The organism is Polaromonas sp. CG_9.7 (assembly GCF_015752205.1).
GTDB lineage: Bacteria > Pseudomonadota > Gammaproteobacteria > Burkholderiales > Burkholderiaceae_C > Polaromonas.
In genome coordinates, this window is record NZ_JADOVG010000027.1 from 1 (window position 1) to 23,647 (window position 23,647).

At 62.7% G+C, this 23,647-nt stretch carries 24 protein-coding genes and 3 tRNA genes; 12 read left to right on the forward strand and 15 right to left on the reverse strand.

The features are described 5' to 3' along the window. From IWX87_RS18155 to trpE, 12 genes are all read right to left on the reverse strand, one after another. A partial coding sequence (locus IWX87_RS18155) for a GTP-binding protein (protein WP_196864922.1) occupies nucleotides 1-404 on the reverse strand: 404 nt, incomplete at its 3' end. Between the two features lie 77 nt (nucleotides 405-481). Further along, nucleotides 482-556 (reverse strand) — tRNA-Thr (locus IWX87_RS18160). A 70-nt stretch (nucleotides 557-626) separates the two neighbouring features. Further along, nucleotides 627-700: transfer RNA gene (locus IWX87_RS18165), tRNA-Gly, on the reverse strand. Between the two features lie 101 nt (nucleotides 701-801). Beyond that, nucleotides 802-887, reverse strand: a tRNA-Tyr gene (locus tag IWX87_RS18170). A gap of 108 nt (nucleotides 888-995) precedes the next feature. Beyond that, the gene (locus IWX87_RS18175; RefSeq protein ID WP_196864923.1) at nucleotides 996-1,733 is read right to left on the reverse strand and encodes a uracil-DNA glycosylase; all 738 of its coding nucleotides are present in this window, start codon (nucleotides 1,731-1,733) and stop codon (nucleotides 996-998) included. 15 nt (nucleotides 1,734-1,748) lie between these two features. Next, a complete protein-coding gene (trpC, locus tag IWX87_RS18180; protein ID WP_196864924.1) occupies nucleotides 1,749-2,540 on the reverse strand; it encodes an indole-3-glycerol phosphate synthase TrpC in 792 nt (263 codons plus the stop codon). Between the two features lie 179 nt (nucleotides 2,541-2,719). After that, a complete protein-coding gene (gene trpD, locus IWX87_RS18185) occupies nucleotides 2,720-3,763 on the reverse strand; it encodes an anthranilate phosphoribosyltransferase (RefSeq protein WP_196864925.1) in 1,044 nt (347 codons plus the stop codon). Nucleotides 3,764-3,799: 36 nt separating this feature from the next. Beyond that, nucleotides 3,800-4,465 (reverse strand): LysE family translocator, encoded by a 666-nt coding sequence (locus tag IWX87_RS18190; protein ID WP_196864926.1) that lies wholly within the window; start codon nucleotides 4,463-4,465, stop codon nucleotides 3,800-3,802. A gap of 15 nt (nucleotides 4,466-4,480) precedes the next feature. Continuing rightward, nucleotides 4,481-5,530 (reverse strand): low-specificity L-threonine aldolase, encoded by a 1,050-nt coding sequence (gene ltaE, locus IWX87_RS18195; RefSeq protein ID WP_196864927.1) that lies wholly within the window; start codon nucleotides 5,528-5,530, stop codon nucleotides 4,481-4,483. Between the two features lie 57 nt (nucleotides 5,531-5,587). Further along, nucleotides 5,588-6,172 carry an aminodeoxychorismate/anthranilate synthase component II gene (locus IWX87_RS18200; RefSeq protein WP_196864928.1) on the reverse strand — a complete coding sequence of 195 codons (585 nt, stop codon included), beginning with the start codon at nucleotides 6,170-6,172 and terminating at the stop codon, nucleotides 5,588-5,590. Continuing rightward, nucleotides 6,169-6,492 (reverse strand): chorismate mutase, encoded by a 324-nt coding sequence (locus IWX87_RS18205; RefSeq protein WP_196864929.1) that lies wholly within the window; start codon nucleotides 6,490-6,492, stop codon nucleotides 6,169-6,171. Before IWX87_RS18205 ends, IWX87_RS18200 begins: the two co-directional genes overlap by 4 nt. Nucleotides 6,493-6,497: 5 nt before the next feature. Further along, on the reverse strand, nucleotides 6,498-7,997 hold the full coding sequence (gene trpE / locus IWX87_RS18210; protein ID WP_196864930.1) for an anthranilate synthase component I: 1,500 nt from the start codon (nucleotides 7,995-7,997) through the stop codon (nucleotides 6,498-6,500). Nucleotides 7,998-8,428: 431 nt separating this feature from the next. Here trpE and IWX87_RS18220 point away from each other — a divergent pair, with 431 nt between their 5' ends. Continuing rightward, on the forward strand, nucleotides 8,429-9,016 hold the full coding sequence (locus IWX87_RS18220) for a chalcone isomerase family protein (RefSeq protein ID WP_196864932.1): 588 nt from the start codon (nucleotides 8,429-8,431) through the stop codon (nucleotides 9,014-9,016). A gap of 31 nt (nucleotides 9,017-9,047) precedes the next feature. Here the strand turns inward: IWX87_RS18220 and gph are convergent, their stop codons facing one another. Both gph and IWX87_RS18230 read right to left on the reverse strand, forming a co-directional pair. Beyond that, nucleotides 9,048-9,770 carry a phosphoglycolate phosphatase gene (gene gph / locus IWX87_RS18225; protein WP_196864933.1) on the reverse strand — a complete coding sequence of 241 codons (723 nt, stop codon included), beginning with the start codon at nucleotides 9,768-9,770 and terminating at the stop codon, nucleotides 9,048-9,050. A 59-nt stretch (nucleotides 9,771-9,829) separates the two neighbouring features. Continuing rightward, a complete protein-coding gene (locus IWX87_RS18230; RefSeq protein WP_196864934.1) occupies nucleotides 9,830-10,708 on the reverse strand; it encodes an MBL fold metallo-hydrolase in 879 nt (292 codons plus the stop codon). Nucleotides 10,709-10,785: 77 nt separating this feature from the next. On the opposite strand from IWX87_RS18230, the gene IWX87_RS18235 reads away from it, so the two are divergent. From IWX87_RS18235 to IWX87_RS18245, 3 genes are read left to right on the forward strand one after another with little or no spacing between them, the layout of a single operon-like run. Continuing rightward, the gene (locus tag IWX87_RS18235) at nucleotides 10,786-11,112 is read left to right on the forward strand and encodes a helix-turn-helix transcriptional regulator (RefSeq protein WP_036808496.1); all 327 of its coding nucleotides are present in this window, start codon (nucleotides 10,786-10,788) and stop codon (nucleotides 11,110-11,112) included. Beyond that, nucleotides 11,109-11,543, forward strand: a complete 435-nt coding sequence (locus IWX87_RS18240; protein ID WP_196864935.1) for a YeeE/YedE family protein — start codon at nucleotides 11,109-11,111, stop codon at nucleotides 11,541-11,543. The genes IWX87_RS18235 and IWX87_RS18240 overlap by 4 nt, the downstream gene beginning before the upstream one ends. A 9-nt stretch (nucleotides 11,544-11,552) precedes the next feature. Then, nucleotides 11,553-11,990, forward strand: a complete 438-nt coding sequence (locus tag IWX87_RS18245; protein ID WP_196864936.1) for a DUF6691 family protein — start codon at nucleotides 11,553-11,555, stop codon at nucleotides 11,988-11,990. Between the two features lie 145 nt (nucleotides 11,991-12,135). Here the strand turns inward: IWX87_RS18245 and rpe are convergent, their stop codons facing one another. Continuing rightward, on the reverse strand, nucleotides 12,136-12,828 hold the full coding sequence (gene rpe / locus IWX87_RS18250) for a ribulose-phosphate 3-epimerase (RefSeq protein ID WP_196864937.1): 693 nt from the start codon (nucleotides 12,826-12,828) through the stop codon (nucleotides 12,136-12,138). Nucleotides 12,829-12,945: 117 nt separating this feature from the next. On the opposite strand from rpe, the gene apaG reads away from it, so the two are divergent. The 8 genes from apaG to IWX87_RS18290 all read left to right on the forward strand — a co-directional run bounded on the left by apaG (nucleotide 12,946) and on the right by IWX87_RS18290 (nucleotide 23,625). Next, nucleotides 12,946-13,341, forward strand: coding sequence for a Co2+/Mg2+ efflux protein ApaG (gene apaG / locus IWX87_RS18255; protein ID WP_196864938.1), 396 nt, complete (start codon nucleotides 12,946-12,948; stop codon nucleotides 13,339-13,341). A 22-nt stretch (nucleotides 13,342-13,363) separates the two neighbouring features. Then, complete coding sequence (locus tag IWX87_RS18260; protein ID WP_196864957.1) at nucleotides 13,364-15,328, forward strand: site-specific recombinase; 1,965 nt, start codon at nucleotides 13,364-13,366, stop codon at nucleotides 15,326-15,328. A gap of 198 nt (nucleotides 15,329-15,526) precedes the next feature. After that, a complete protein-coding gene (locus tag IWX87_RS18265; protein WP_196864939.1) occupies nucleotides 15,527-16,786 on the forward strand; it encodes a cation:proton antiporter in 1,260 nt (419 codons plus the stop codon). Next, nucleotides 16,776-17,909, forward strand: a complete 1,134-nt coding sequence (locus tag IWX87_RS18270) for a YbdK family carboxylate-amine ligase (RefSeq protein ID WP_196864940.1) — start codon at nucleotides 16,776-16,778, stop codon at nucleotides 17,907-17,909. Before IWX87_RS18265 ends, IWX87_RS18270 begins: the two co-directional genes overlap by 11 nt. A gap of 346 nt (nucleotides 17,910-18,255) precedes the next feature. After that, on the forward strand, nucleotides 18,256-18,849 hold the full coding sequence (locus tag IWX87_RS18275) for a biliverdin-producing heme oxygenase (protein ID WP_196864941.1): 594 nt from the start codon (nucleotides 18,256-18,258) through the stop codon (nucleotides 18,847-18,849). Continuing rightward, nucleotides 18,846-21,200, forward strand: coding sequence for an ATP-binding protein (locus IWX87_RS18280; protein WP_196864942.1), 2,355 nt, complete (start codon nucleotides 18,846-18,848; stop codon nucleotides 21,198-21,200). The genes IWX87_RS18275 and IWX87_RS18280 overlap by 4 nt, the downstream gene beginning before the upstream one ends. Further along, on the forward strand, nucleotides 21,197-21,643 hold the full coding sequence (locus IWX87_RS18285) for a response regulator (RefSeq protein ID WP_196864943.1): 447 nt from the start codon (nucleotides 21,197-21,199) through the stop codon (nucleotides 21,641-21,643). The genes IWX87_RS18280 and IWX87_RS18285 overlap by 4 nt, the downstream gene beginning before the upstream one ends. Continuing rightward, the gene (locus tag IWX87_RS18290; protein ID WP_196864944.1) at nucleotides 21,640-23,625 is read left to right on the forward strand and encodes a response regulator; all 1,986 of its coding nucleotides are present in this window, start codon (nucleotides 21,640-21,642) and stop codon (nucleotides 23,623-23,625) included. The genes IWX87_RS18285 and IWX87_RS18290 overlap by 4 nt, the downstream gene beginning before the upstream one ends. The last annotated feature ends 22 nt before the right edge of the window (nucleotides 23,626-23,647 follow it).

Sequence of the window (23,647 nt, forward strand, 5' to 3'; positions counted from 1 at the left end):
AGGAACACGATGATGTAAGGCACGCCCACCTGGCGGGCCAGCAAGATGTGCTCGCGCGTCTGGGGCATCGGGCCGTCAGCGGCCGAGCACACCAAGATAGCGCCGTCCATCTGCGCTGCACCGGTGATCATGTTCTTCACATAGTCAGCGTGGCCTGGGCAGTCGACGTGGGCGTAATGGCGCGCAGCCGTTTCGTACTCGACGTGGGCGGTGTTGATCGTGATGCCGCGCGCTTTTTCTTCAGGTGCCGCATCGATTTGATCGTAGGCCTTGGCTTCGCCGCCGAACTTGGCCGCCAGCACGGTCGCAATCGCCGCCGTCAGCGTGGTCTTGCCATGGTCAACGTGGCCAATCGTGCCAACGTTCACGTGCGGCTTGGTCCGCGAAAATTTCTCTTTTCCCATTTTCAACTCCGAAAAGTTACAAAACTAGTTAACAAACCACCGTTAGCTGCACAGACACACTGCAACCAACTTAAAAATGGTGCCCATTCCGGGAATCGGACCCGGGACCTCTCCCTTACCAAGGGAGTGCTCTGCCACTGAGCCAAATGGGCTGAATTCAAAAACTCTCTTGCGGCAAACGATGCAATGCTGACCTGCAAATTTCCAAGTGCCTCAGCACTCTGGAGCGGGAGACGGGAATCGGACCCGCGTCATTAGCTTGGAAGGCTAGGGTTCTACCATTGAACTACTCCCGCGCAGCCCTGCCAGATCAACTCACACTCAACTCACCTTACAACCCAAAAACTACACGAAACTGTCAAGCTGCGATGCAAACTCAAGAGAATCATTCAGAATTTGGTGGATGGGGCTGGATTCGAACCAGCGTACGCGTTAGCGAACAGATTTACAGTCTGCCTCCTTTAACCACTCGGACACCCATCCTTCAAGCGAATCACGGATTATGCCACTCTTTTTCAAGAAAATATGGATCTCGTTAACAACCCAGCTTTAATCTTTAACACGCCGTGAAACGCTTTCACAAACTGGCAATCAAGCCTTTGGATGTGCCTGACGCCACTCGCGCGCCTGCGAGAAATGCCCGCAGCCAATAAAAGGCAATGGCGGGCGCATGGCGGACAGCGGCGAGGGATGGTTGGCCACAAGCACCTTGTGGCGCGCCTCGTCGATCAGCACGCGCTTGGACTGCGCATGCGCGCCCCAGAGCATGAACAGCACGGCATGATCGCCGGCTGAAACCTGGCGGATCACGTTGTCTGTCAGCATTTCCCAGCCCTTGCCGGCATGACTGGCAGCCTTGCCCTCTTCCACCGTCAGGCAGGTGTTGAGAAGCAAAATGCCATGGGTGGCCCAGTTGACCAGACTGCCGCCAGGCACCGGAAATTTGGGCGGTGGCGTGCCCAGGTCGCGCTGCAGCTCCTTGAAGATATTGCGCAGCGACGGCGGCAGCGCCACACCGGGCGCCACAGAGAACGCCAGCCCTTCGCCCTGCCCCCGCCCATGGTAGGGGTCCTGGCCCAGAATAACGACCCGCACCGATTGGGCGGACGTCAGTTCAAGCGCACGTAAAGGCTGCGGCGGAAAGATCACTGCGCCAGCCTCCAGACGGGCGCGCAGAAATGTCAGCAGCTTGTGCCCGGTGGCACTGGCAAAAAATTCGTCCACGGCCGGGTTCCAGTCAAGCGCAACCGGCCAGTGCGACGGATCGGCACTCATCAACTGGCCGGAATTTGTGGCCTCCGACGTTGGGGAAAAATTTTCCTGCGCCATCACACGCTCCTTTGTTTACTCACCAAACAGTTCGACCAGTGCCTCGCCCGGTTCGTCGGCGCGCATGAAGGCTTCGCCAACCAGGAAGGCGTTGATATTGACATCGCGCAGGCGCTTGACGTCTTCTGGCGTCATGATGCCCGACTCGGTCACCAGCAGACGCTCTGCAGGCACCTTGCCCATCAGCGACAGCGTGGTGTCCAGCGAGACCTCGAAGGTGTTCAGGTTGCGGTTGTTGATGCCGATCAGCGGCGTTTTGAGCATGAGCGCCCGCGCCAGTTCCGCCTCGTCATGCACCTCGACCAGCACCGCCATGTCGAGCGACATCGCCAGCGCCTCGAAAGCCTTCATTTGCGCATCGTCCAGGCAAGCGGCGATCAGCAGGATGCAGTCGGCGCCCATGACGCGCGATTCATAGATCTGGTAGGCGTCGATGATGAAGTCTTTGCGCAACACCGGCAGGCTGCACGACGCTCGGGCCTGCTTCAGGTAGTCGATACTGCCCTGGAAAAACTGCTGGTCGGTCAGCACCGACAGGCAGGCTGCGCCGGCCTCGGCATAGCTTTGCGCAATGTCGGCGGGAATGAAATCGCTGCGCAGCACGCCCTTGGACGGGCTGGCCTTCTTGATTTCTGCAATCACGGCGGGTTTGCCTGCCGCGATCCTGGCGCGCAGCGCGCCGACGAAGTCGCGGGTCTGGACGCGCGATTCGGCGTCCTGGCGCATTGCTGCCAGCGGCTTGCGGTTAAGGGCGTCGGCGACTTCCAGGCGCTTGACGGCAATGATCTTGTTCAAAATGTCACTCATGGGATTCCAGTGGTGGGATTGCGGGCGATGGCTGGGCCTGCCCGGCGGATGAAACGAAGGACTCGGATGAGCCGTTTTTGAGGATTTTCAAAAAGATGCGGTGCATGACGAATCCGGCGACGATAAACACCAGCGACACGCCCGGCGCAATCCAGACACCGGGATCGCGCCATGCTGCCTTAAGCCGAAACCGACTGGCTGAAGGCGACCAATTGCGCCAGTTTAGCCTTGGCGGCTCCTGATTCGATAGCGGTTCGTGCTTTGTGCACGCCCTCCTTCATCGAATTGACGACATTGGCGGCATACAGTGCCGCGCCGGCATTCAGAATCACGATGTCGCGCGGGGCGCCCGGCTGGTTGTCGAGCACGCCCATCAGCATGGCCTTGGACTGCTCGGGTGTTTCAACCCGCAGGGCGCGGTTGCCGGCCATCGACAGGCCGAAGTCTTCAGGATGGATTTCGTATTCGATGATCTCGCCGTCCTTGAGTTCGCCGACCACGGTGGCCGCGCCCAGGCTGACCTCGTCCATGCCGTCCTTGCCATAAACCACCAGCGCGTGCTCGGCGCCCAGGCGCTGCAGGGCGCGGACCTGGATGCCGACCAGGTCGGGGTGGAACACGCCCATCAGGATATTTGGGGCACTGGCCGGGTTGGTCAGCGGGCCGAGGATGTTGAAGATCGTGCGAATGCCGAGTTCCTTGCGCACCGGCGCGACGTTCTTCATGGCCGGATGGTGGTTTGGCGCAAACATGAAGCCGACGCCCACTTCGGCGATGCAGCGGGCAATCGCCTCGGGCGCCAGCTTGAGCGAAATGCCCAGTGACTCGACCACGTCGGCGCTGCCGGACTTGCTGCTGACACTGCGCCCGCCGTGCTTGCTGACCCGGGCGCCGGCCGCCGCCGCTACGAACATGGCGCAGGTCGAGATGTTGAAGGTGTGCGAGCCGTCACCGCCGGTGCCGACGATATCGACCAGATGCGTCTTGTCGGCAACATGCACCTTGGTGGAGAACTCGCGCATCACCTGCGCGGCGGCGGTGATTTCGCCGATGGTTTCCTTCTTCACGCGCAGGCCGGTGATCAGCGCTGCCGTCATGAGCGGCGACATTTCTCCGCTCATGATGAGCCGCATGATGTGCAGCATTTCGTCATGGAAAATCTCGCGGTGCTCGATGGTGCGTTGCAGCGCTTCGCTGGCCGTGATCTTGTGGCTGTGGGGCATGGGGTTTCCTGTTCGGCTTTTTGTTGATGTGAAGGATCAGGTCGTCGGATGATCGGAAAAGGCCAGCTTCAGGCCGAACCCGATGAACATCAGGCCGGCGGCGCGCTCCAGCCCCTGCAGGACATGTTGGACCGACGCCATGCGCCCGGCCATCCAGGCAGCCACTGCGGCCCAGCCAATGTTGACCCACAGGGCATTGAAGTTGAACAGCAGGCCAAGCAGCAGGAACGCCAGCGCTTTGTGTTGCACACCGGGCGCGATGAACTGCGGCACGAAGGCCAGGAAAAACAGCGCGACCTTGGGATTGAGCGCATTCGTCCAGAAACCCTGGAAAAATACACGTTTTAGGGCCTTTGCGCTTTCCGGATAAGCGCGAACAGCTATTGAATTAATAGCAATAGATGCACCCGGCGATGGAGCGCGTGCCAGCAGCATGCGCAGGCCGATCCACACCAGATAGGCGGCGCCTACCCATTTGAGCAGGGTGAACGCGGTGGCGGACGCCGCCATCAGCGCGCTCACGCCAATCGCTGCGGCAAAGATATGCACAAAGCACCCGGCCGTGATGCCCAGGGCCGCGACTATTCCCGTGCGGGCGCCCGAACGCAGCGCATTCGTCACGATGTAAAGCACATCGGGGCCAGGCGTCAGGTTGAGCACCAGGCCGGCGACGACAAACAGCGCAAGGTGGTCAATGCCCATGGACTGGTGCCGGCTTCAGGCGTTGAAAAACTGGCGGATCGTGGCAACTGCGCCATCGACACCAGCGGCATCAACATCCAGGTGGGTGACAAACCGCAGGCGGTACAGCCCCGTGGCCTGAACGCCGTGCGCCGCCAGATGCTGCAGCAAGGCAGCCGACTGGTGGCGCGCGGCCCCGCTCAGGTCAACAAACACGATGTTGGTCTGCGGTGCCTCGACCTGCAGGCCTTCGATGCCTGCCAGCCCGTCGGCCAGCCGCTGCGCCAGCGCATGGTCTTGCGCCAGCCGCACGACATGGTGGTCCAGCGCATGCGAGGCGGCCGCCGCCAGCATGCCGGCCTGACGCATGCCACCGCCGGCCATTTTGCGGATGCGGTGCGCGCGCGCAATGAACTCACGCGAGCCGCACAGCGCTGAGCCAACCGGCGCGCCCAGCCCCTTGCTGAAGCACACCGACACGCTGTCAAAACACTGGGCGATGCGCCGCGCTTCGGTGAAGGCATCACTGCCGGTTTGCAGCGCCTGCGCCACGGCGGCATTGAACAGCCGCGCGCCGTCCAGATGCCGCATCAAACCCCGGTCTTTCGCCAGTTGCGTCGCCTGCTGCAGATAGTCAAACGGCAGCAGCTTGCCGCCCAGTGTGTTTTCCAGCGCCAGCAGCCGTGTGCGGGCGAAATGCGCGTCGTCGGGCTTGATGGCCGCGTCGATGTCAGACAGCAGCAGTGTGCCGTCTGGCTGGTGGTTCAGCGGCTGCGGCTGCACGCTGCCGAACACCGCCGCGCCGCCGCCTTCCCAGCGGTAGCAATGCGCTTGCTGGCCGACGATGTATTCATCGCCGCGCTGGCAGTGCGCAAGGATGGCGCACAGGTTGCTTTGCGTGCCGGTGGGCACGAACAGCGCGGCCTCGAAACCCAGCAGACCGGCGATTTTTTCCTGCAAGGCATTGACGCTCGGGTCGCCGCCAAACACATCGTCGCCCAGCGGGGCCGCCAGCATGGCGTCGCGCATGGCCGGCGTCGGTTGCGTGACGGTGTCGCTGCGCAGATCAATCATTTTTTCAGTCATTTTGGCCTTTGGCGCAAGGTGGACGGGCACAAGCAGCTATTGATTCGGTAGCAAGCATCACGCCTGCTGCGCCAGGAAATTTTTCAGCATCGCATGGCCATGCTCGGTCAGGATGGATTCCGGATGAAACTGCACGCCCTGGATCGGCAGCGTCTTGTGCCGCACGCCCATGATTTCGCCATCGTCGGTCCAGGCGGTGACTTCGAGCACCTCGGGGCAGGACGATTTTTCAATCGCCAGCGAGTGGTAGCGGTTCACCGTGAACTGCTCCGGCAGGCCGGCGAACACGCCCTGCTGCGTGGTGGTGATGACGCTGGTCTTGCCATGCATCAACTCCTGCGCGCGGATGATCTTGCCGCCAAACGCCGCGCCTATCGCCTGATGCCCCAGGCAGACGCCCAGAATCGGCAGCTTGCCAGCAAAGTGCTGGATCGCCGCGACCGAAATCCCGGCCTCGGCCGGCGAGCACGGGCCGGGCGAGATCACCAGGCGGTCGAGCTGCCCGGCGTCGAGTCTGGCGGCCATGTCGGCCACGGTGATCTCGTCGTTGCGGAACACTTCCACCTCGGCGCCCAGTTCGCCAAAATACTGGACGATGTTGTAGGTAAAGCTGTCGTAGTTATCGATCATCAAAAGTTTCATGGCGGGCTTCCTTCCTGGCGCAGGCGCTTGAATTCGCCATGCTCAAATTCAATGGACGCGTCAATCATCGCGCGGTAGGCGGCCTCGATCACGGCTTCGGGCGCGCCCTGCTCTGCCGCCATGGCTTTGACCCGCTCGACGATGAAGTCGATGCGCGCCTGGTCATGCACCTGATCGGCCGCCTGCTTGATGCGCGCGGCTTGCGTCATGTAGCCGCTGCGTTCGGCCATCAGCGCGACGATGCGCTCGTCCAGTGCGTCGATGTTGCGGCGCACGTCGGCCATGCTTTCGCAGTGTTCCACTTTATGCATCAGGGCCATGGCGATCACTCCAGCCCTTCTTCGACCAGTTCACTGGCGCGCAGCAGCGCGCGCGCCTTGGCTTCGGTTTCTTTCCATTCAAGTTCGGCCACCGAGTCGGCGACCACGCCGGCCGCGGCCTGCACATACAGCGTGCCGTCCTTGATGATGCCGGTGCGGATCGCAATCGCCACGTCCATGTCACCGGCGTAGCTGAGGTAGCCGCAGGCGCCACCGTACAGGCCGCGCTTGGTCGGCTCCAGCTGGTCGATCAGCTCCATCGCATGCACTTTCGGCGCGCCGGTCAGCGTGCCGGCCGGAAAGGTCGCCTTGAGCACGTCCATGCTCGTCATACCGTCATTCAAAATGCCCTCGACGTTGCTGACGATATGCATCACATGGCTGTAGCGCTCGACGGCAAAGGCTTCGGTCACCTTCACCGTGCCGGTCTTGGCGATGCGGCCAATGTCGTTGCGCGCCAGGTCGATCAGCATGACGTGCTCGGCACGCTCCTTCGGGTCGTTGATCAGCTCAATCTCGGCGGCCTTGTCGGCTTCCAGCGACGAGGCGCGCGGCCGGGTGCCGGCCAGCGGGCGGATGGTGATCTTTTGCCCCTGCTCGACCTGCTCCTGACGCACCAGGATCTCGGGCGAGGCGCCGACCACATGGAAGTCGCCAAAGTGGTAGTAGTACATGTACGGCGACGGGTTGAGCGAACGCAGCGCGCGGTACAGCGACAGCGGCGACTCGGTGTAGCGCTTTCGGATGCGCTGGCCGACCTGCACCTGCATGAAGTCGCCGCCTTCGATCAGCTTCTTGGCGCGCTCCACGGCGGCAATGTAGTCGGCCTTGGCGAATTCGCGCTCGGCCGGGTAGCCTTGGGAAGGCTTGACGACGGGCGCACTGACTGAATACTTCAGTTGCTCCTTGAGTTCACGCAGGCGCTTCTTGGCATTGGCATAGGCTTCGGGCCGTGCCGGGTCGGCATAGACGATGAGGTAGAGCTTGCCCGACAGGTTGTCGATGACCGCCAGTTCCTCGCACTGCAGCAGCAGGATGTCGGGACAGCCCAGCGTGTCGGGCGGGCAGGTGCTTTCGAGCTTTTTCTCGATGTAGCGCACCGCGTCATAGCCGAAGTAGCCCGCCAGACCGCCGCAAAAACGCGGCAATCCGGGCCGCAGCGCGACCTTGAAGCGCTGCTGGTAGTCGCTGATGAAGTCCAGCGGATTGGCTTTGGAGGTTTCAACCACCTGGCCATCGGTCACGACTTCGGTCAGCGTATCAACACCAAAGCCCGACGAGCGCAGCAGCGTGCGCGCCGGCAGGCCGATGAAGCTGTAGCGACCGAAACGTTCGCCGCCCACCACCGATTCGAGCAGGAAGCTGTACTTGCCGCCGTCTTTTGCATGGGCCAGCTTGAGGTAGAGCGACAGCGGGGTTTCCAGGTCGGCAAAGGCTTCGAGCATCAGCGGGATGCGGTTGTAGCCTTGCGCTGCAAGGCTCTTGAATTCAAGTTCGGTCATCACTGTGTGTCCTTTTACGGAAAAAGCGCTGCGTGTCAAAAACGCGGGCGTCCGTGATTCAAAATGCCCCGAAGTCCGGGGCCGGTAGACGCTTGGCGCAGGGCATGGGCGCATCAGTTCAGGAGATGGCAGCGGTGCCAGTGGCAAGGCAGGCTCAGGGCCATGCGCGCCTCAGGCGTGCCGTGAACGACAGGGGCGCCAAAGCCAGGCTCCCCGGCTTGCAAAAGCTGTTTGAACGATGTGTTGAATGGACATGTTGGCCAAAGTGTAGCAAACAGCCGCAGGCCCCGGCCCAGCACCGAAAAGTCACCGGGCTGCGCTGTGCGATTGGCAACCCTCATGGCAAACCCTTCTTGTGTGCGGGCGGGCAGGGACTGCACAATTGGCCTCGCCAGCGAGCCACCGTTCCATTCCAAATTTTCAGGAGCCTCTTCATGACTTTTCCCAATCGATGCCTGGCGGGCATGGCCGCCCTGATGCTGTCGGCAGGGCTTCTGGCAGCGCCGGTGGAGGTGTCGGGCATCACTCTCGCTGATCCGGTGGAACTGGCGGGCGCCAGGCTGCCGCTGAATGGCGTCGGCATCCGCTACAAGGCGGTGTTCAAGGTCTATGTCGCGGCGCTGTACCTTGAAAAAAAGGCCGCCACCCCGGAGGAGGTCTTTGCCGCGCCAGGTTCCAAGCGCATCAGCATCACAATGCTGCGCGAGATCGACTCGAATGAACTCGGCAAGAGCTTTACCAAGGCCTTTGAAGAAAACGCAGCCAGAAACGAGATGTCCCGGCTGATTCCGGGCCTGCTCAAGATGAGCCAGGTGTTTTCAGACCAGAAAAAAATGCTGCCGGGTGAAAACTTCACCCTTGACTGGATTCCCGGCACCGGCACCGTGATTTCGGTCAAGGGCAAGCCGCAGGGCGAGCCGGTCAAGGAAATCGAGTTTTACAACGCCATGCTGCGCATCTGGCTGGGCACCAAGCCGGCCGACTGGAAACTCAAGGAAGAGCTGCTGGGCAAGGCGGCCTGAACCCCTTCGGTTGCGGCGGCGCTGAGCAGCGTCAGCGCAGTTCAGCCAGTTCGGCCAGCGAATCGACAAAGCCGTCGGCATCCACCGCGCGCACCGGTTCGCCATGGTTGTAGCCGTAGGTCACCAGCAGCACCGGACAGCCCGCAGCGCGCGCCGCCCGGGCGTCGTTGCTGGAGTCGCCAATCATCAGCGTGCGGGATGGCTGCGTTTTCAGGAACTCGCAGGCCTTCAACAGCGGCAGCGGATCGGGCTTCTTGCGCTCGAACGAATCACCGCCGAAGACTTCGCTGAAAAACCCGTCCAGGTTTTTTTGCCTGAGCAGGGTGCGGGCAAAGGCCAGCGGCTTGTTGGTCAGGCAAACAAGCGGCAGCCCGCTTTTGCGCAGCGTGTCCAGGCCTTCCAGCACGCCCGGATAAAGCGTTGAATGCTGGCCATTGATGGCCGCATAGTGCCGCTGGTAGCTGGCCTGGGCGCGTTCGTAAAAAGCGACTGAATCAATAGCTGCATCTGCCCGTCCTGCTTGCGCAAACACATGATTCAGCACTGATTGCACAAGATGCTCGGAGCCCTTGCCGACCCTGCGGCCCACCTCGGCCGAACCGAGCGCCACGCCGGCGTATTCGGGCGGCAACACCTCGGCCAGCATCAGCCTGAGCGCCACCACGAAGTCGCCCAGCGTGTCGACCATCGTGCCGTCCAGATCAATGATGGCGGCGTCGTAGCGGCCGGAATGCAGGCAAACAGCAGGGGTCATCGGGTGGTTCGGTTCATTCAGTTAAACAAGGAAGGGCTGCATTGTGCCCGCAGGTCAAATCAGCCATGCCCCGGCAGGGTGTTGATTGGAATGCGCATGTATGCGATGCCGTTGTCGTCAGCCGGTGGCATCTCCCCGGCACGCACATTGACCTGGATCGCCGGCAGGATCAGCGTCGGCATGTCCAGAGTGGCATCGCGGGCCATGCGCATGGCCACAAATTCGTCTTCGCTGATACCGTCCCGCACGTGAATGTTGCGGGCGCGTTGCTCGGCCACCGTGGTCTGCCATGCGGGTTCGCGCGATGTCGGGGGGTAGTCGTGGCAAACGTAGACCACGGTGTCGGGCGGCAATTGCAGGATGCGGTGGATGGAGCGGTAAAGCTGATGCGCATCACCGCCTGGAAAATCGGCACGGGCCGTGCCCACGTCGGGCATGAACAGGGTGTCGCCGACAAACACCGCGCCTTCTACCCGATACGCCATGTCAGCCGGTGTGTGGCCCGGCACGAGCAGCGCCGTGGCCTGAACCCCGCCGATCATGAAAGTCTCGCCATCCTTGAACAGATGGTCAAACTGCTTGCCGTCGGGCATGAAGCTGCGTTCAAAATTAAACAGCTTGCTGAAGACCGTCTGCACTTCGCGGATGTGTTCGCCGATGGCGATGCGCCCGCCGATGCGTTCCTGCAGGTAATGCGCGCCTGACAAGTGGTCGGCATGGGCATGGGTTTCAAGAATCCAGTCCACTTGCAGCTGGTGCTCTTGCAGGAACGCCAGCACGCGTTCGGCCGATTCCGTGTGGGTGTGGCCGGACTTGAAATCGTAGTCAAGCACCGGGTCGATCACCGCCGCGTGGCGGCTGGCCTTGTCCCACAGCACATAGGTGACGGTGTGGGTGGCAGGGTCGAAAAACGCTTGGGTTTCAGCTTGGATGCGCATGTGAACCTTTTCAATGTATTGACCAATATTATATATACTGGTATATTAAAGTCAACTCAAACCTTGCAGGCAGCCAGATGCTACTTTCCCACCCCGTGATTGACACCGACACCTTGCGCCAAGGCGCAGCCCAGGCGGTTGCCGCCCTGAAGCTGCTGGCCAATGAAGACCGGCTGCTGCTGCTGTGCCAGCTGTCGCAAGGCGAGCTGTGCGTCAGCGAACTGGAGGCGCAGCTGGGCATTCGCCAGCCGACGCTGTCGCAGCAACTGGGCGTCCTGCGCGCCGAAGGCGTGGTGAACACGCGGCGCCAGGGCAAGAACATCTACTACAGCGTGGCTGACCCGGCGATGCTGGAAATCGTTGCGGTGCTGCACCGTCTTTACTGCCCGAAAGAAACCTCATGAACATCGACTGGAACCATTTCACGCCTTGGTCGTCACTGGCTGGCGGCGCTTTGATCGGGCTGGCGGCGGCCCTGTTTTTGCTGCTCAACGGGCGCATTGCCGGCATCAGCGGCGTGCTGGGCGGGCTGCTCAAGCCGGTCGGGGGCGACATCGCCTGGCGCGCGGCATTCGTTCTGGGCCTGGTCGGCGCGCCGCTGGTCTATGGCCTGTTCGCCGGGCTGCCGGTGCTGCAGATTGATGCGGATTACGCCGCCCTGATTGCGGCCGGTCTGCTGGTCGGCGTGGGAACGCGCTATGGTTCGGGCTGCACCAGCGGGCACGGCGTCTGCGGCGTGGCGCGCCTGTCGCCGCGCTCGCTGGTCGCCACCGCCTGCTTCATGGCCGCCGGCTTTGCCAGCGTGTTCGTGATCCGCCATCTCTTGAAAATCTGAGGAGACCCCATGCTTGCATTCACTTCCCTGCTCTCCGGCCTGGTGTTTGGCATCGGCCTGATGGTGTCCGGCATGGCCAATCCGGCCAAGGTGCTGGGCTTCCTTGACCTCTTCGGGCGCTGGGACCCGTCGCTGGCGCTGGTGATGGGCGGTGCGGTCGCCGTCAGCGCCGTGGCGTTTGCCATTGCCCGCCGGCGCAGCGCGTCGCTGCTGGGCGCCACCCTGAAACTGCCCACGGCGCGCCAGATCGACCGCCGGCTGGTCATGGGCAGCGTGCTGTTCGGCATCGGCTGGGGCATTGCGGGCTTTTGTCCGGGGCCGGCGCTGGTCGCGCTCGGCATGGGCGAGGCCAAGGCGCTGGTTTTCGTGGCGGCCATGCTGGCGGGCATGGGCCTGTTTGAATGGCTGGAAACAGCGCGGCGACCCGTGGCCGCGCCTGAGCGCTGAAATTACGGCCCAGCGCCTGCAGGGTTTTGACAGCCTTTCATGCTACTTAATTCATAGCTGCTTATGCAATCTGCGATTGCGGCAGCAGTCTTTTTAATGCCTGAAGTTGCCCTTAACGGTGAAAACTGACACCAGGACGCCCGACTCAGCCTTTGAGCGCGCTCCGCATGGCATCGATCACCGCCTGGTAATCAGGCTTGCCAAAGATGGCGCTGCCGGCCACGAAGGTGTCGGCGCCGGCATCGGCCACGCGGCGGATGTTGTCAATCTTGATGCCGCCATCGACTTCCAGCCGGATGTCACGGCCCGAGGCGTCGATTCGTTTGCGTGCCTGCTCGATCTTGCGCAATGCCGAGTCGATGAAGCTCTGGCCGCCAAAGCCGGGGTTGACGCTCATGATCAGGATCAGGTCGATGTCGTCAATTGTCCAGTCCAGCACGTCCAGCGGCGTGGCCGGGTTGAACACCAGCCCGGCCTTGCAGCCTTTGGCCTTGATGGCCTGCACGCTGCGGTGCACATGGCCGGACGCTTCGGGGTGAAAGCTGATCAGGTCGGCACCGGCATCGGCGAAGGCGGCGGCCAGGCTGTCAACCGGCTGGACCATGAGGTGCACGTCAATCGGCACGGCAGAGCCATCGGCGCGTTGGCAATGGGCTTTTAGCGCCTGGCAGACCATCGGCCCGAAGGTCAGGTTGGGCACGTAATGGTTGTCCATCACGTCGAAGTGAATCCAGTCGGCGCCGCCGGCAATGACGGCTTTGAGCTCTTCGCCCAGGCGGGCAAAGTCGGCGGACAAGAGGGACGGGGCAATGCGGTAGGTGGGCGTGGTGTGGGGCATGCGCAGGATTGTCGCAGCATGCAAAAAAAGGGTACCCCGTCGCAAGACCAGCGACGGGGCCGCGCCAACCCGGGGCGGTTAACATCACGGCCAACCGATTTTCCTGCTGCCCCTGCCATGCCCAAATACCAATTTTCCTGCGACGCCGCCCCCCTTTACCTGCCTGAGCAGTCAGCGCCGGAACAAGCCATCTACGGCTTTTCCTACACCGTGACCGTGACCAACACCGGCGAGGTCGCCGCCCAGCTGATTTCACGGCACTGGATCATCAGCGACGCCAATGGCCACACCGAAGAGGTCAAGGGCCTGGGCGTGGTCGGCCAGCAGCCGCTGCTCAAGCCCGGCGAGTCCTTCCAGTACACCAGCGGCTCGCGCCTGCGCACGGCCAGCGGCACCATGCACGGCAGCTATTTTTGCGTGGCCGAGGACGGCGAGCGCTTCGAAGCGGCGGTTTCCCTGTTTGTACTGGAAGCTTCCGATGCCAACGGCTCTTCCGGGCGCGTCCTGCATTGACCGGGTGGCAGTGAACTCTGCAATGAAGGACCTGGCGAGTCTGCTGGGGGCGCTGGACCCGGACGCCGGACTGGCGGACCGGCATGTCTGGCTGATCAAATTGTTCGAATGGATTCGCGGCGACCGGACCTCGGTTCAGGCCGCCGTAATTCGCGTGCAGGCGTTCATCGACGCGGTGCAAAGACAACCGGCGTTGCGGTCCCGCCTGCAGGCCTGGTGGGCCACGCTGATTCGCACGGTGGACATCACGCCCTTGCTGGCGGATTTCGGCTTTGCGCCGCGCACCGCCTTTGTCAGCGAACTGGCCGAGCGCCTGCGCCGCAAGCTGCTGCCCGGCACCCCGGAAACCACCGACGCTTCCGAACTGTTTCCGCTGGTGGCCACCGCGCGTTTCGACTTCCAGTGGATGAGCGCCCTCGAAGAGTCGCAGGTCGACCAGCTCAGCGCGCTGCTGTCAAGCGACAAGGCGCGCGATACCCAGGACTGGCATTACAGCCTGATGGACGCGCTGACGTATTGCACCGCGCAAATCCGCGCCACCGGTTTTGCGCCCGAATTGCGGCTGCGCATGAACCGGGCCAGTCCGCACGCACGCGCCTTTCATGCGCTGCCCGCCGACGTGCAGGAACTGCGCACGGCGTTTTTCCAGCCCGTGCCTGACGCGCTGGCGCTGCAGGCGGCCGTCAAACAGTACCGCGCGCGGTTGGACGCCTGCCGGCAGGCGGTCAACAGCATTTATGCGCATCTGGAGGAAAACGGCATTTCCCTGGGCATGGTGTTCCGCCTGCGCCAGCTGCGCGCCCGCATGCTGCGCCAGCGCGAACTGCTCGAAGCCCTGCTGTCGGCCAAGCCGGCGATGGCCGCGCTCAAGCTGCTGGCGCGCCGGGTCACGATTGCCCAGGAAAGCAAGAGCATCATCGCGCTGATCAGCACCAATTCAACCCTGCTGTCGGCCAAGATGGCCGAGCGCAGCGCTGAAACCGGCGAGCACTACATCACGCGCAACCGCGCCGACTACAAGGAAATGCTCGGCAAGGCAATGGGCGGCGGCGCCATCACCGCGCTGACGACGCTGCTGAAATTCATGGTCGTGGCCGTCGGCCTGTCGGCGTTCTGGAGCGGCTTCTGGGCAGGGCTGATGTATGCCGCCTCGTTCATCCTGATCCAGCTGCTGCATTTCACGCTGGCCACCAAGCAGCCGGCCATGACCGCGCCAGCCATGGCCGCCAAGCTCAAGAACATCGACTCGGACGAATCCACCTCGACGCTGGAAGATTTTGTCGACGAGGTCACGCACCTGGTGCGCTCGCAGGTGGCGGCGGTGTTTGGCAACGTCTTCATGGTGGTGCCGGCGGTGCTGCTGGTCAATGCGGCGATCGAACTGCTGCTCGGCCGCCCGATGATCGGCGCGGACAGCGCCCGGCATGTGCTGGAATCGCTCACATTGCTCGGCCCGACGCTGCTGTGGGCGGCCTTCACCGGGGTGGTGCTGTTTTCGGCCAGCATGATTGCTGGCTGGGTCGAGAACTGGTTCGTGCTGCACCACCTGGACTCGGCGATGCGGCACAACCCGCGTTTTACCGCCGTGCTGGGCAACGAGCGCGCCGCCCGCTGGTCGGTGTTCATGCGCGAGCATATATCCGGCTTTGCCTCGAACATTTCACTGGGCTTCATGCTTGGCCTGATTCCGGCCTTTACCGGTTTTTTTGGTCTTGAACTCGAATTGCGCCATGTCACGCTCTCCACCGGGCAGCTGGCCGCAGCTGGCGCATCGCTCGGGCTGGAGGCATTTCGGCAAACGGCGTTCTGGTTGAGCGTGGCGTCGATTCCGCTGATTGGCGCGCTCAACCTGGGCGTGAGTTTTTACTTTGCCTTCCGGCTGGCGCTGCAGGCACACAACGTCAGCAAGCTCGACCGTGCCCGCATCCGTTCCGCCATCTGGGCACGCTGGCGCAGCCATCCCCTGCGATTTTTCATCCCCCGTTAACATAGGCGTTTTCGCCCTGGTCTTACATGAAGATTCGGACAAGGACTGTAAATTTAAGAAACATTGTTGTTTTCCCCCCTTGGCGCATGCCGGTTTGTTTTGACCGGATGGAGTCCTTTTCAAGGTTGGGGCTGCTGTCAGGGCACCCGCCCTGCCCGGGCAGTTCAGCCCCCCATCCTCGTGTGGAGAGATCACCCTATGAATGAACTCATGACCATCTGGGCCGAATGGATCAAGCCTTCGGCCGGGCTGCCGACCGTGCAATGGTCCATTTTGCTGGCGCTGGCTGCCGTTGCCGGCCAGCTCGTCAACCGCTACACCGGCCTGCCCAAGGTCATCGGCTATTCGGCTATCGGCGCCTTTGCCGGACTGGCCGGCTTCACCGGCGCAGCCTGGCCGCTGCAGGGAACCGGCCTGTTCCTGCTCGAACTCGGCGTCGCGGTGGTGCTGTTCGAGGCGGGCGGGCGCATTTCGCTGCGCTGGTTTCGCCACAACCCGATGCTGCTCGTCCAAAGCGTGGCCGAATCCGCATTGACCTTTTTCGGCGTGCGCTGGCTGCTCAGCAGCTTCGGCATGCCGGCGGTGGTGGCCGAATCATTGGCATTGGTCGCCATGGCCGCGTCGCCGGCAGTGCTGTCGCGCGTGGCCATCGACACGCGCGCTGCCGGACCGGTCACCGAGCGGGCGCTGGCCTTGTCAACGCTCAGCAGCCTGTACGCGCTGACGCTGTGCAGCGCCCGGGCCGGCATGCTGCCGCGCGGCGAAGCCGGCCTGTCAAACACGCTGCTGCCGGTGCTGGTGGTGCTGGGCCTGTCGGTGGTGGTCGGCGCGGTGCTGGCGCTGGTGCTGCGCGCTGCCCTGCGGGTGATGAGCCCGACCAGCGAGAACACCGCCATCCTGCTGCTCGCGATGATTGCCGCCGGCGCCGCGCTGGCGGCCAACTTTGGCGGCTCGGCGCCGCTGGCGGCGTTGCTGGGCGGCATGCTGCTCAAGCAGCTCAACCCGCGCCCCTGGTCCTGGCCCCGGCAGATGGGCACCGCCTCGTCGATGCTGACCATGCTGATGTTCGTGCTGGTGTCGGTGGTGGCTGCGCAGGCCGACTGGAGCCGGCCGGTTGCCGGCCTGGTCATTGGCCTGGTGCTGGTGCGCATGCTCGCCAAGGTGGCCGGCGTGTCGCTGGGCAATGCCCGCAGCGGCGCCAGCTGGAAGCAAAGCCTGTGGGTCGGTTGCGCCATGTCGCCGATGTCGTCGGTGGCGCTGCTGCTGGTGTCGCAATATGTCGCCGCGTCGGGACCGATCGGCGACCAGGTTGCCATGGTGGCGCTGCCCGCCATCCTGCTGATGGAAGTGCTGGGCGCCGTGCTTGCCACCGTGGCGCTGTACCGCGCCGGCGAATGCTCCAAACCCTGGGCGCCGGTGGTGCGCGCCGTTTCAACCGGACCGGTCCATGAGTCTTGAACATTTCGAAAAATCAGCCGCCCTGTCGCTGGGCGTCGAGCTGGAAATGCAGCTGGTCAACACCCATGACTACGACCTGGCGCCCTACGCCGAGGACATGCTGCGGCTGATGACCCAAATCCCGCTGCCCGGCGCGGTGGTTCCCGAGATGACGTCGAGCATGATCGAGGTTTCGACCGGCATTTGCCACACCTCGTCCGAGGTGCTGGGCGAGCTGACGCAGATTCGCGATGCGCTGGTCAAGTGCGCCGACAAGCTCAACATTGCCGTGGTCGGCGGCGGCACCCACCCGTTCCAGCAGTGGCACGAGCGCCGCATCTACGACAAGCCACGCTTTCGCGAGCTGTCCGAGCTCTACGGCTACCTCAGCAAACAGTTCACCATCTTCGGCCAGCATGTGCACATCGGCTGCCCCGACGCAGACACCGCGCTGCTGACGCTGCACCGCATGTCGCGCTACATCCCGCACTTCATCGCGCTGTCGGCGTCCAGCCCCTATGTGCAGGGGCAGGACACGGCGTTTGACTCGGCGCGGCTGAACTCGGTGTTTGCCTTTCCGCTGTCGGGACGCGCGCCGTTTGCGCTGACCTGGGACGAGTTCACGGTGTACTTCAACAAGATGGCGCACACCGGCGTGGTGAAAAGCATGAAGGACTTCTACTGGGACATCCGGCCCAAGCCGGAGTTCGGCACCATTGAAATCCGTGTCTTCGACACGCCACTGACCATCGAGCGCGCCACCGCGCTGGCCGGCTATGTGCAGTCGCTCGGCTGCTGGTTCATGAACGACGACACCTTCATGCCGACCGAAGACGATTACCTGGTCTATACCTATAACCGTTTCCAGGCCTGCCGTTTCGGCCTGGACGCGGTGTATGTGGACCCGGCCACAGGTGGCCACATGCCGCTGCGCGAACACATTTTGTTAACCATGGACCGCATTGAACGCCACGCCGCCAGCGTGGGTGCCAGCGCGTCCATCGACCTGCTGCGGCGCAGCGTCGAGCGCAACGACAACGACGCCCGCTGGCTGCGCGAACGCCAGGGCGAGGAACGCCTGCTGGCCGAAGTCATCCGGCAGGCGGCCGATCGGTTTCGTGGCGGCACGCATGCCGCGCCATAGCCGCCAAGCAATAAAAACAGACAAAACATGCTTACGCGCAAGCCCAAAAGGCACTTATTGCTACTTAATACATAGCAATATTCCACCTTAGGAAACCGCCTTCTGCTTAGCAACACTCAGGACGACAGCAGAAATAAGGGCATTGCCAAACGCAGCAAGTGCCTTTTACAAACACACCGAAACTGCAACCAACGCCACCGCCTGATGGCCAGCGTGCACACCGCACCCACAGCTTTAGCAGCACGCGGCTCCCGACTGCGTTACAAGCATTACCAAATGGCACGGTATTTACGCTATGTCGTACACGACACTACACAGCCTTCCGGTTGGGTTCAAGAATATGATTTTGAAACGTTTGAAAGAAGCCACCAGTTCGCGCCATGCAGCGCTCGAATCCAGGCTGCCCCTGCTGGATGCGGACATGTCACGGGCCCGCTACCTGCAGTTCCTGCAGTTGTTTTGGGGCTACTACGAACCGCTGGAAGCTCAATTGCAGACCCTTCCCTATTGGCCTGCCATCAATTTTGACTACGCCGGGCGGCAAAAAACCCCGCGACTGTTGCAAGACCTGCACGCATTGGGTGAAACTCCCGCGTCCATCCAGAGTTTCGCCCGCTGCCAGCAACTGCCAACACTGGCCAGCAAGGGGCAACTGCTCGGTTGTCTCTATGTGATCGAAGGCGCCACGCTGGGCGGACAGATCATTACCCGGCACCTGAACAGCAACCTGGGACTGACGCCCTTGACCGGCGGCGCGTTTTTTGATGGCTATGGTGCGCAAACAGGGGAGCAATGGAAGGCCTTTTGCGCCATGCTCAGGGCGAACGCAGGTGAAAGCGCGCAACATAACGATATTCTTGCCAGCGCCAACCAGACGTTTGAAACCCTGGACCAATGGCTGTTCCCCTCTTACCCGACGCCCAAAGGCGGCACACCATGAACGACGCTTCGCCAGATTCCGCTTCGCAGCCCTGGGCCAACGGCCTTTACAGCATCTTGCGCCACGGCACCACATTGACCACCTGCGAGAGCGAACCCGTCAAGACGCCTGGCTGCATCCAGGCCCACGGCGTCCTGCTCGTGCTGCGCCTGGCTGACCTCACGATCTTGCAGGGCAGCGACAACACGCAACAGTTTTTCGGGGAACCGCTTTCGGGGCTGCTCGGCCAGCGCATCAGCCGTGTCATCGGTGCCCAGCGGCAGGACTATCTGCAAAACATGCTGCAGAACGAATTGCTGGAGCGCAACGTGGTTTATGCCTTCACGCTTGAAGCGCGTGAGGGCAAGGCAGCACTTGACGTTTGCATTCACACCATGGACGGCGTGGCATTGCTGGAATTCGAGGCCACCGGACGGCAGGCGGGCCAGGCTGAACGTGATTATTTTTCCCTGCTCAAGTCGGCCGTTGGCCGATTGCAGACAGCCACCGGCCTGCGCGGGTTTTGCGAACGCGTGACCACGGAAGTGCGCGCCATGGGCGGGCTCGACCGGGTTATGGTGTACCGCTTTCATGCCGATCAGCATGGCGAGATATTTGCCGAAAGCAAACGCGACGACCTGCCGGCCTGGCTGGGCCTGCACTATCCGGCGACCGATATTCCGCAACCCGCCCGTGAAATTTTCAAGAAACTCTGGGTGCGACCGCTTCAGGATGCCGCCGGCTCGCTGGTGGAACTGGTGCCGCTGGCCAATCCCGACACCGGCAAACCGCTGGACATGACGCATTGCGCGCTGCGCGGCGCCTCGGTGATGTACACCGAATACCTGGCCAACATGGGCGTGGCCGCGACGCTGGTCATGCCGATCCTGGTCGATGGCGAACTGTGGGGCCTGATCGTCGGCCACCAGTACCAGCCGACGTACTTTGGGCACCAGATGCGGGCGGCCTGCGAGCTGATTGCCCAGGTGGTGTCGCTCCAGCTGAAATCCACCGACGCCCTTGAGCAACAGGCCTACCGGCTCAAGGTCGACGCCGTTCACCAGCAATTGATTGCCAAAGCCGCGCAAGTCGGCGACCTGATGGCGTTTTTCAACGGCGAGCCGACCCTGCTCGATGCCATGCAGGCCGATGGCGCCGCGCTTTTCCACATGGGCCGGTGGTGGTGCGTAGGCAGGACACCGACGGACGTGCAACTCGATACGCTGGCGCAGTGGCTGAACCAGCGCGCCGAGCTGGATGTGGGCGCGCGGCCGGTCTATGCGACCGATTCACTGTTGCAGGACTACCCGGCAGGCGCCGACATCACCGGCGTGGCCAGCGGCGTGCTGGCCGTGCGGGTGTCGCGCCTGCGCCAGGACCTGATCCTGTGGTTCCGGCCCGAGACAGCGCAAACCATCGACTGGGCCGGCGACCCGAACGACAAGATCGTGGCCACCGGGGTGAACGGCGCACGCCTGACGCCACGCGGTTCGTTCGAGTTGTTTGTCGAATCGGTGCAGGCGCGCGCGCTGCCCTGGAGCGTCATGGAGATCGAGTCCGCCCTGCGCTTGCGGCTGCTGGTGATGGAACTGGTGGTGGCGCGGACCGAGCAGCTGACCGAACTCAACGTGGACCTGACCACCAGCAACGAAGAGCTCGATGCCTTTGCGTACGTGGCTTCGCATGACCTGAAGGAGCCGCTGCGGGGCATCCACCGCTATGCGCACCAGATGGTTGAAAGCACCCAGGGGCTTGACCCCGAGAACCTGCAGCGGGCAGAAAGCCTGATGCGCCTGACGCTGCGCATGGACAGCTTGCTGGACTCGCTGCTGCATTTTTCGCGCATGGGCCGGACCCGGCTGGACTTTGAAGACGTCAACCTGAACAGCGTGGTCGCCGATGCACTCGAAATGGTCGGCGTACGCCCGGCCGATAACCGCTGCACCATCACGCTGGCCAGGCCGCTGCCGATGGCCCGCTGCAACGAGGTGCATGTTCGCGAAATCTTCAGCAACCTGATCAGCAATGCGCTGAAGTACACGCGCCAGGAGCGCCCGCACATTGACATAGGCTATCTGGCGCCTGGCGAGCCCGGACTGCCCGTGGATGCGCCGGCGCAAAGCAGCGACCAGATGGTGTATTTTGTGCGCGACGACGGCATTGGCATCGAAAAGCGGCATTTTGAGCAGATCTTTCGCATGTTCAAGCGGCTGCATGGCCGCAACGAATACGGCGGCGGCATGGGTGCCGGCCTGAGCGTGGTCAAGAAAGTGGTGGGCCGGCATGGCGGCATCATCTGGCTGGACTCGACACCCGGCAGCGGCGCCACGTTCTATTTCACACTGCCGGCCACAAGCACTGCCCTGCCATGAGCGCGGCACAGTCCATCGTGGTGGTCGAAGACAACGATGAAGATTTTGAAACCGTCGTCGAAGCGGCGCGGCGCACCGGGATCCCCCACCTCGTGCACCGCGCGCCCAGCGGCGGTGAATGCCTGCACATGCTGCAAGAGTCGCTGCAAAACCACAGCGCTCTTCCCGCCCTGGTACTGCTTGACCTGAACACGCCGGGCGACGATGGCCGCGACACTTTAAAACTGATCAAGGCGTGCAGCCAGTTGCGCGCCATCCCGACTGTCGTGCTGAGCACCTCGGACAATCCGCGCGATGTTGATTTTTGCTATGCAAACCATGTCAACGCCTACCACACCAAGCCGGTCAGCCACCCGGCACACCTGAAAATCCTGCAGGACATCTTCAGCTACTGGCTGGACTGCGCCCTACTGCCCACCGGACCCCTGCAGAAAAAACCATGAGCACCACCTACCGCATCCTGCTGATTGACGACAGCCCCGACGACCGTGCCAACCTTCGGCAAATGCTGCTTCGCGGCTCGGCCGCGCGCTTCGAGTTCACGGAGGCAGAACTGGGCAGCACCGGCTTGCAAGCAGTGCGCGACCAGCAGGCGGCGCGGCCGGACCGTCTTCCCTTTGACTGCATCCTGCTCGACTTTCATTTGCCCGACATGGACGCCGATGAAGTGCTGGCGGCACTGTGCAACGGCGCTGACCTGCCGCCCTGCCCGGTCGTCATCGTCACCGGCTGGCACGGTGCAGACCATGACGACGGTGCGCGGCTGCTGCGCGCGGGTGCACAGGACTACATCGGCAAGGGCTGGACCTCCGCCGAAAGCATGACCCGCACGCTGCAAAATTCCATTGAGCGCTTTGACCTGCTGACACGGCGAAAAATCGCCACCCTTGAGCTGCAAGAATCCGAAGCGCGCTACCGCACTTTATTCAACTCGATTGACGACGGGCTGTGCGTCATCGAGAAAATCGAGACTGCCACCGGCCAACCTGCCGATTTTCGCTATGTCGATGCCAACCCGGCGTTCACCGCATTGCCGGGCATGGCCAGCGTGCTGGGAAAAACACTGCGGCAAATGCTGCCCGACGAGCTCGAGGAATGGATTGCCATTTGCAACAGCGTTTGCACCACCGGCATGCCGGTGCGGTTTGAGCGCACTCACGCTGCAGAAGGGCGCGTGTTCGAGCTGAATGCCTTTCGGGTCGGCGGTGCTGAAAGCCGCAAGGCGGCCATCATCTACAGCGACATCACGGTGCGCCGCCAGGCCGAGCTGCAGACACTGGCACAGGTCAAGGTGCTGGCGGAACTGGATCGCCGCAAGGACGAGTTTCTGGCGATGCTCGGCCATGAACTGCGCAACCCGCTGGCGCCCATCTCCAGCGCCGTGCATCTGCTGCGCCTGCAGAAAAATGAAACCCCCATGCAAAGGCAGGCTTGCGCCATCATCGAGCGCCAGGTGGGGCAACTCAATCACCTGGTCAATGACCTGCTGGAAGTCTCCCGCATCACCACCGGCCGGGTCCAGCTTCGCTGCAAGCAGGTTGCCGTGAGCGACATCGTGGAACGGGCGGTTGAAACGGCCCAGCCCCTGATCACCCAGCACCGGCACCGCCTCACCGTGCGCCTGCCGGCGCCGCCTGTCTGGCTGCATGCCGATGCCGCACGGCTTGAGCAGGTGGTGGTCAACCTGCTCACGAACGCCGCCAAGTACACCGAAGAAGGCGGCTGCATCGAGTTGATCGTCCAGCAGGACGGCCTTGACGTTGTACTGCGGGTCCGGGATACCGGCATTGGCATTGCGCCCGATCTGCTGCCGCATATTTTCGACCTGTTCACGCAGGCCGAACGTTCGCTGGACCGCGCGCAAGGCGGCCTGGGGATTGGCCTGTGCCTGGTGCAGCGGCTGGTGGAACTGCACGGCGGGACGGTAACGGCACACAGCGTGCAGGGACAAGGCAGCGAGTTTGCCGTGCGTTTGCCGTGCATGCTGGCCTGGGCGGCGCCACTGCCCCCGCTGGTTCCCCTGGTGAGGGCGCCGGTCGGGACGCTGAAAAAACAATGCCGTGTGCTGGTGGTCGACGACAACGTGGATGCAGCCGAGACGCTGGGGATGCTGCTTGAATTTTCCGGCTATGAGATCCGCATGGTGCACGATGGCCTGAGCGCGGTCGAGGCGGCGCTGGCCTGGCGCCCCGACGCGGTGCTGCTGGACATCGGCCTGCCCGGCCTGAGCGGTTATGGGGTCGCCCGGCGCATTCGCCAGGAAGCCTCACTCGAGGCCATGGTGTTGATCGCCCTGACCGGCTACAGCCAGGACACAGACCGGCAGTTTTCACGCGAAGCAGGGTTTGACCACCATCTGGCCAAACCCGCCAGTTTTGACGTGGTGGAAAACCTCCTCAAGGAAGTTTCGGAAAAATTGACATGACGCCACATCAGTCGGGTTGAAT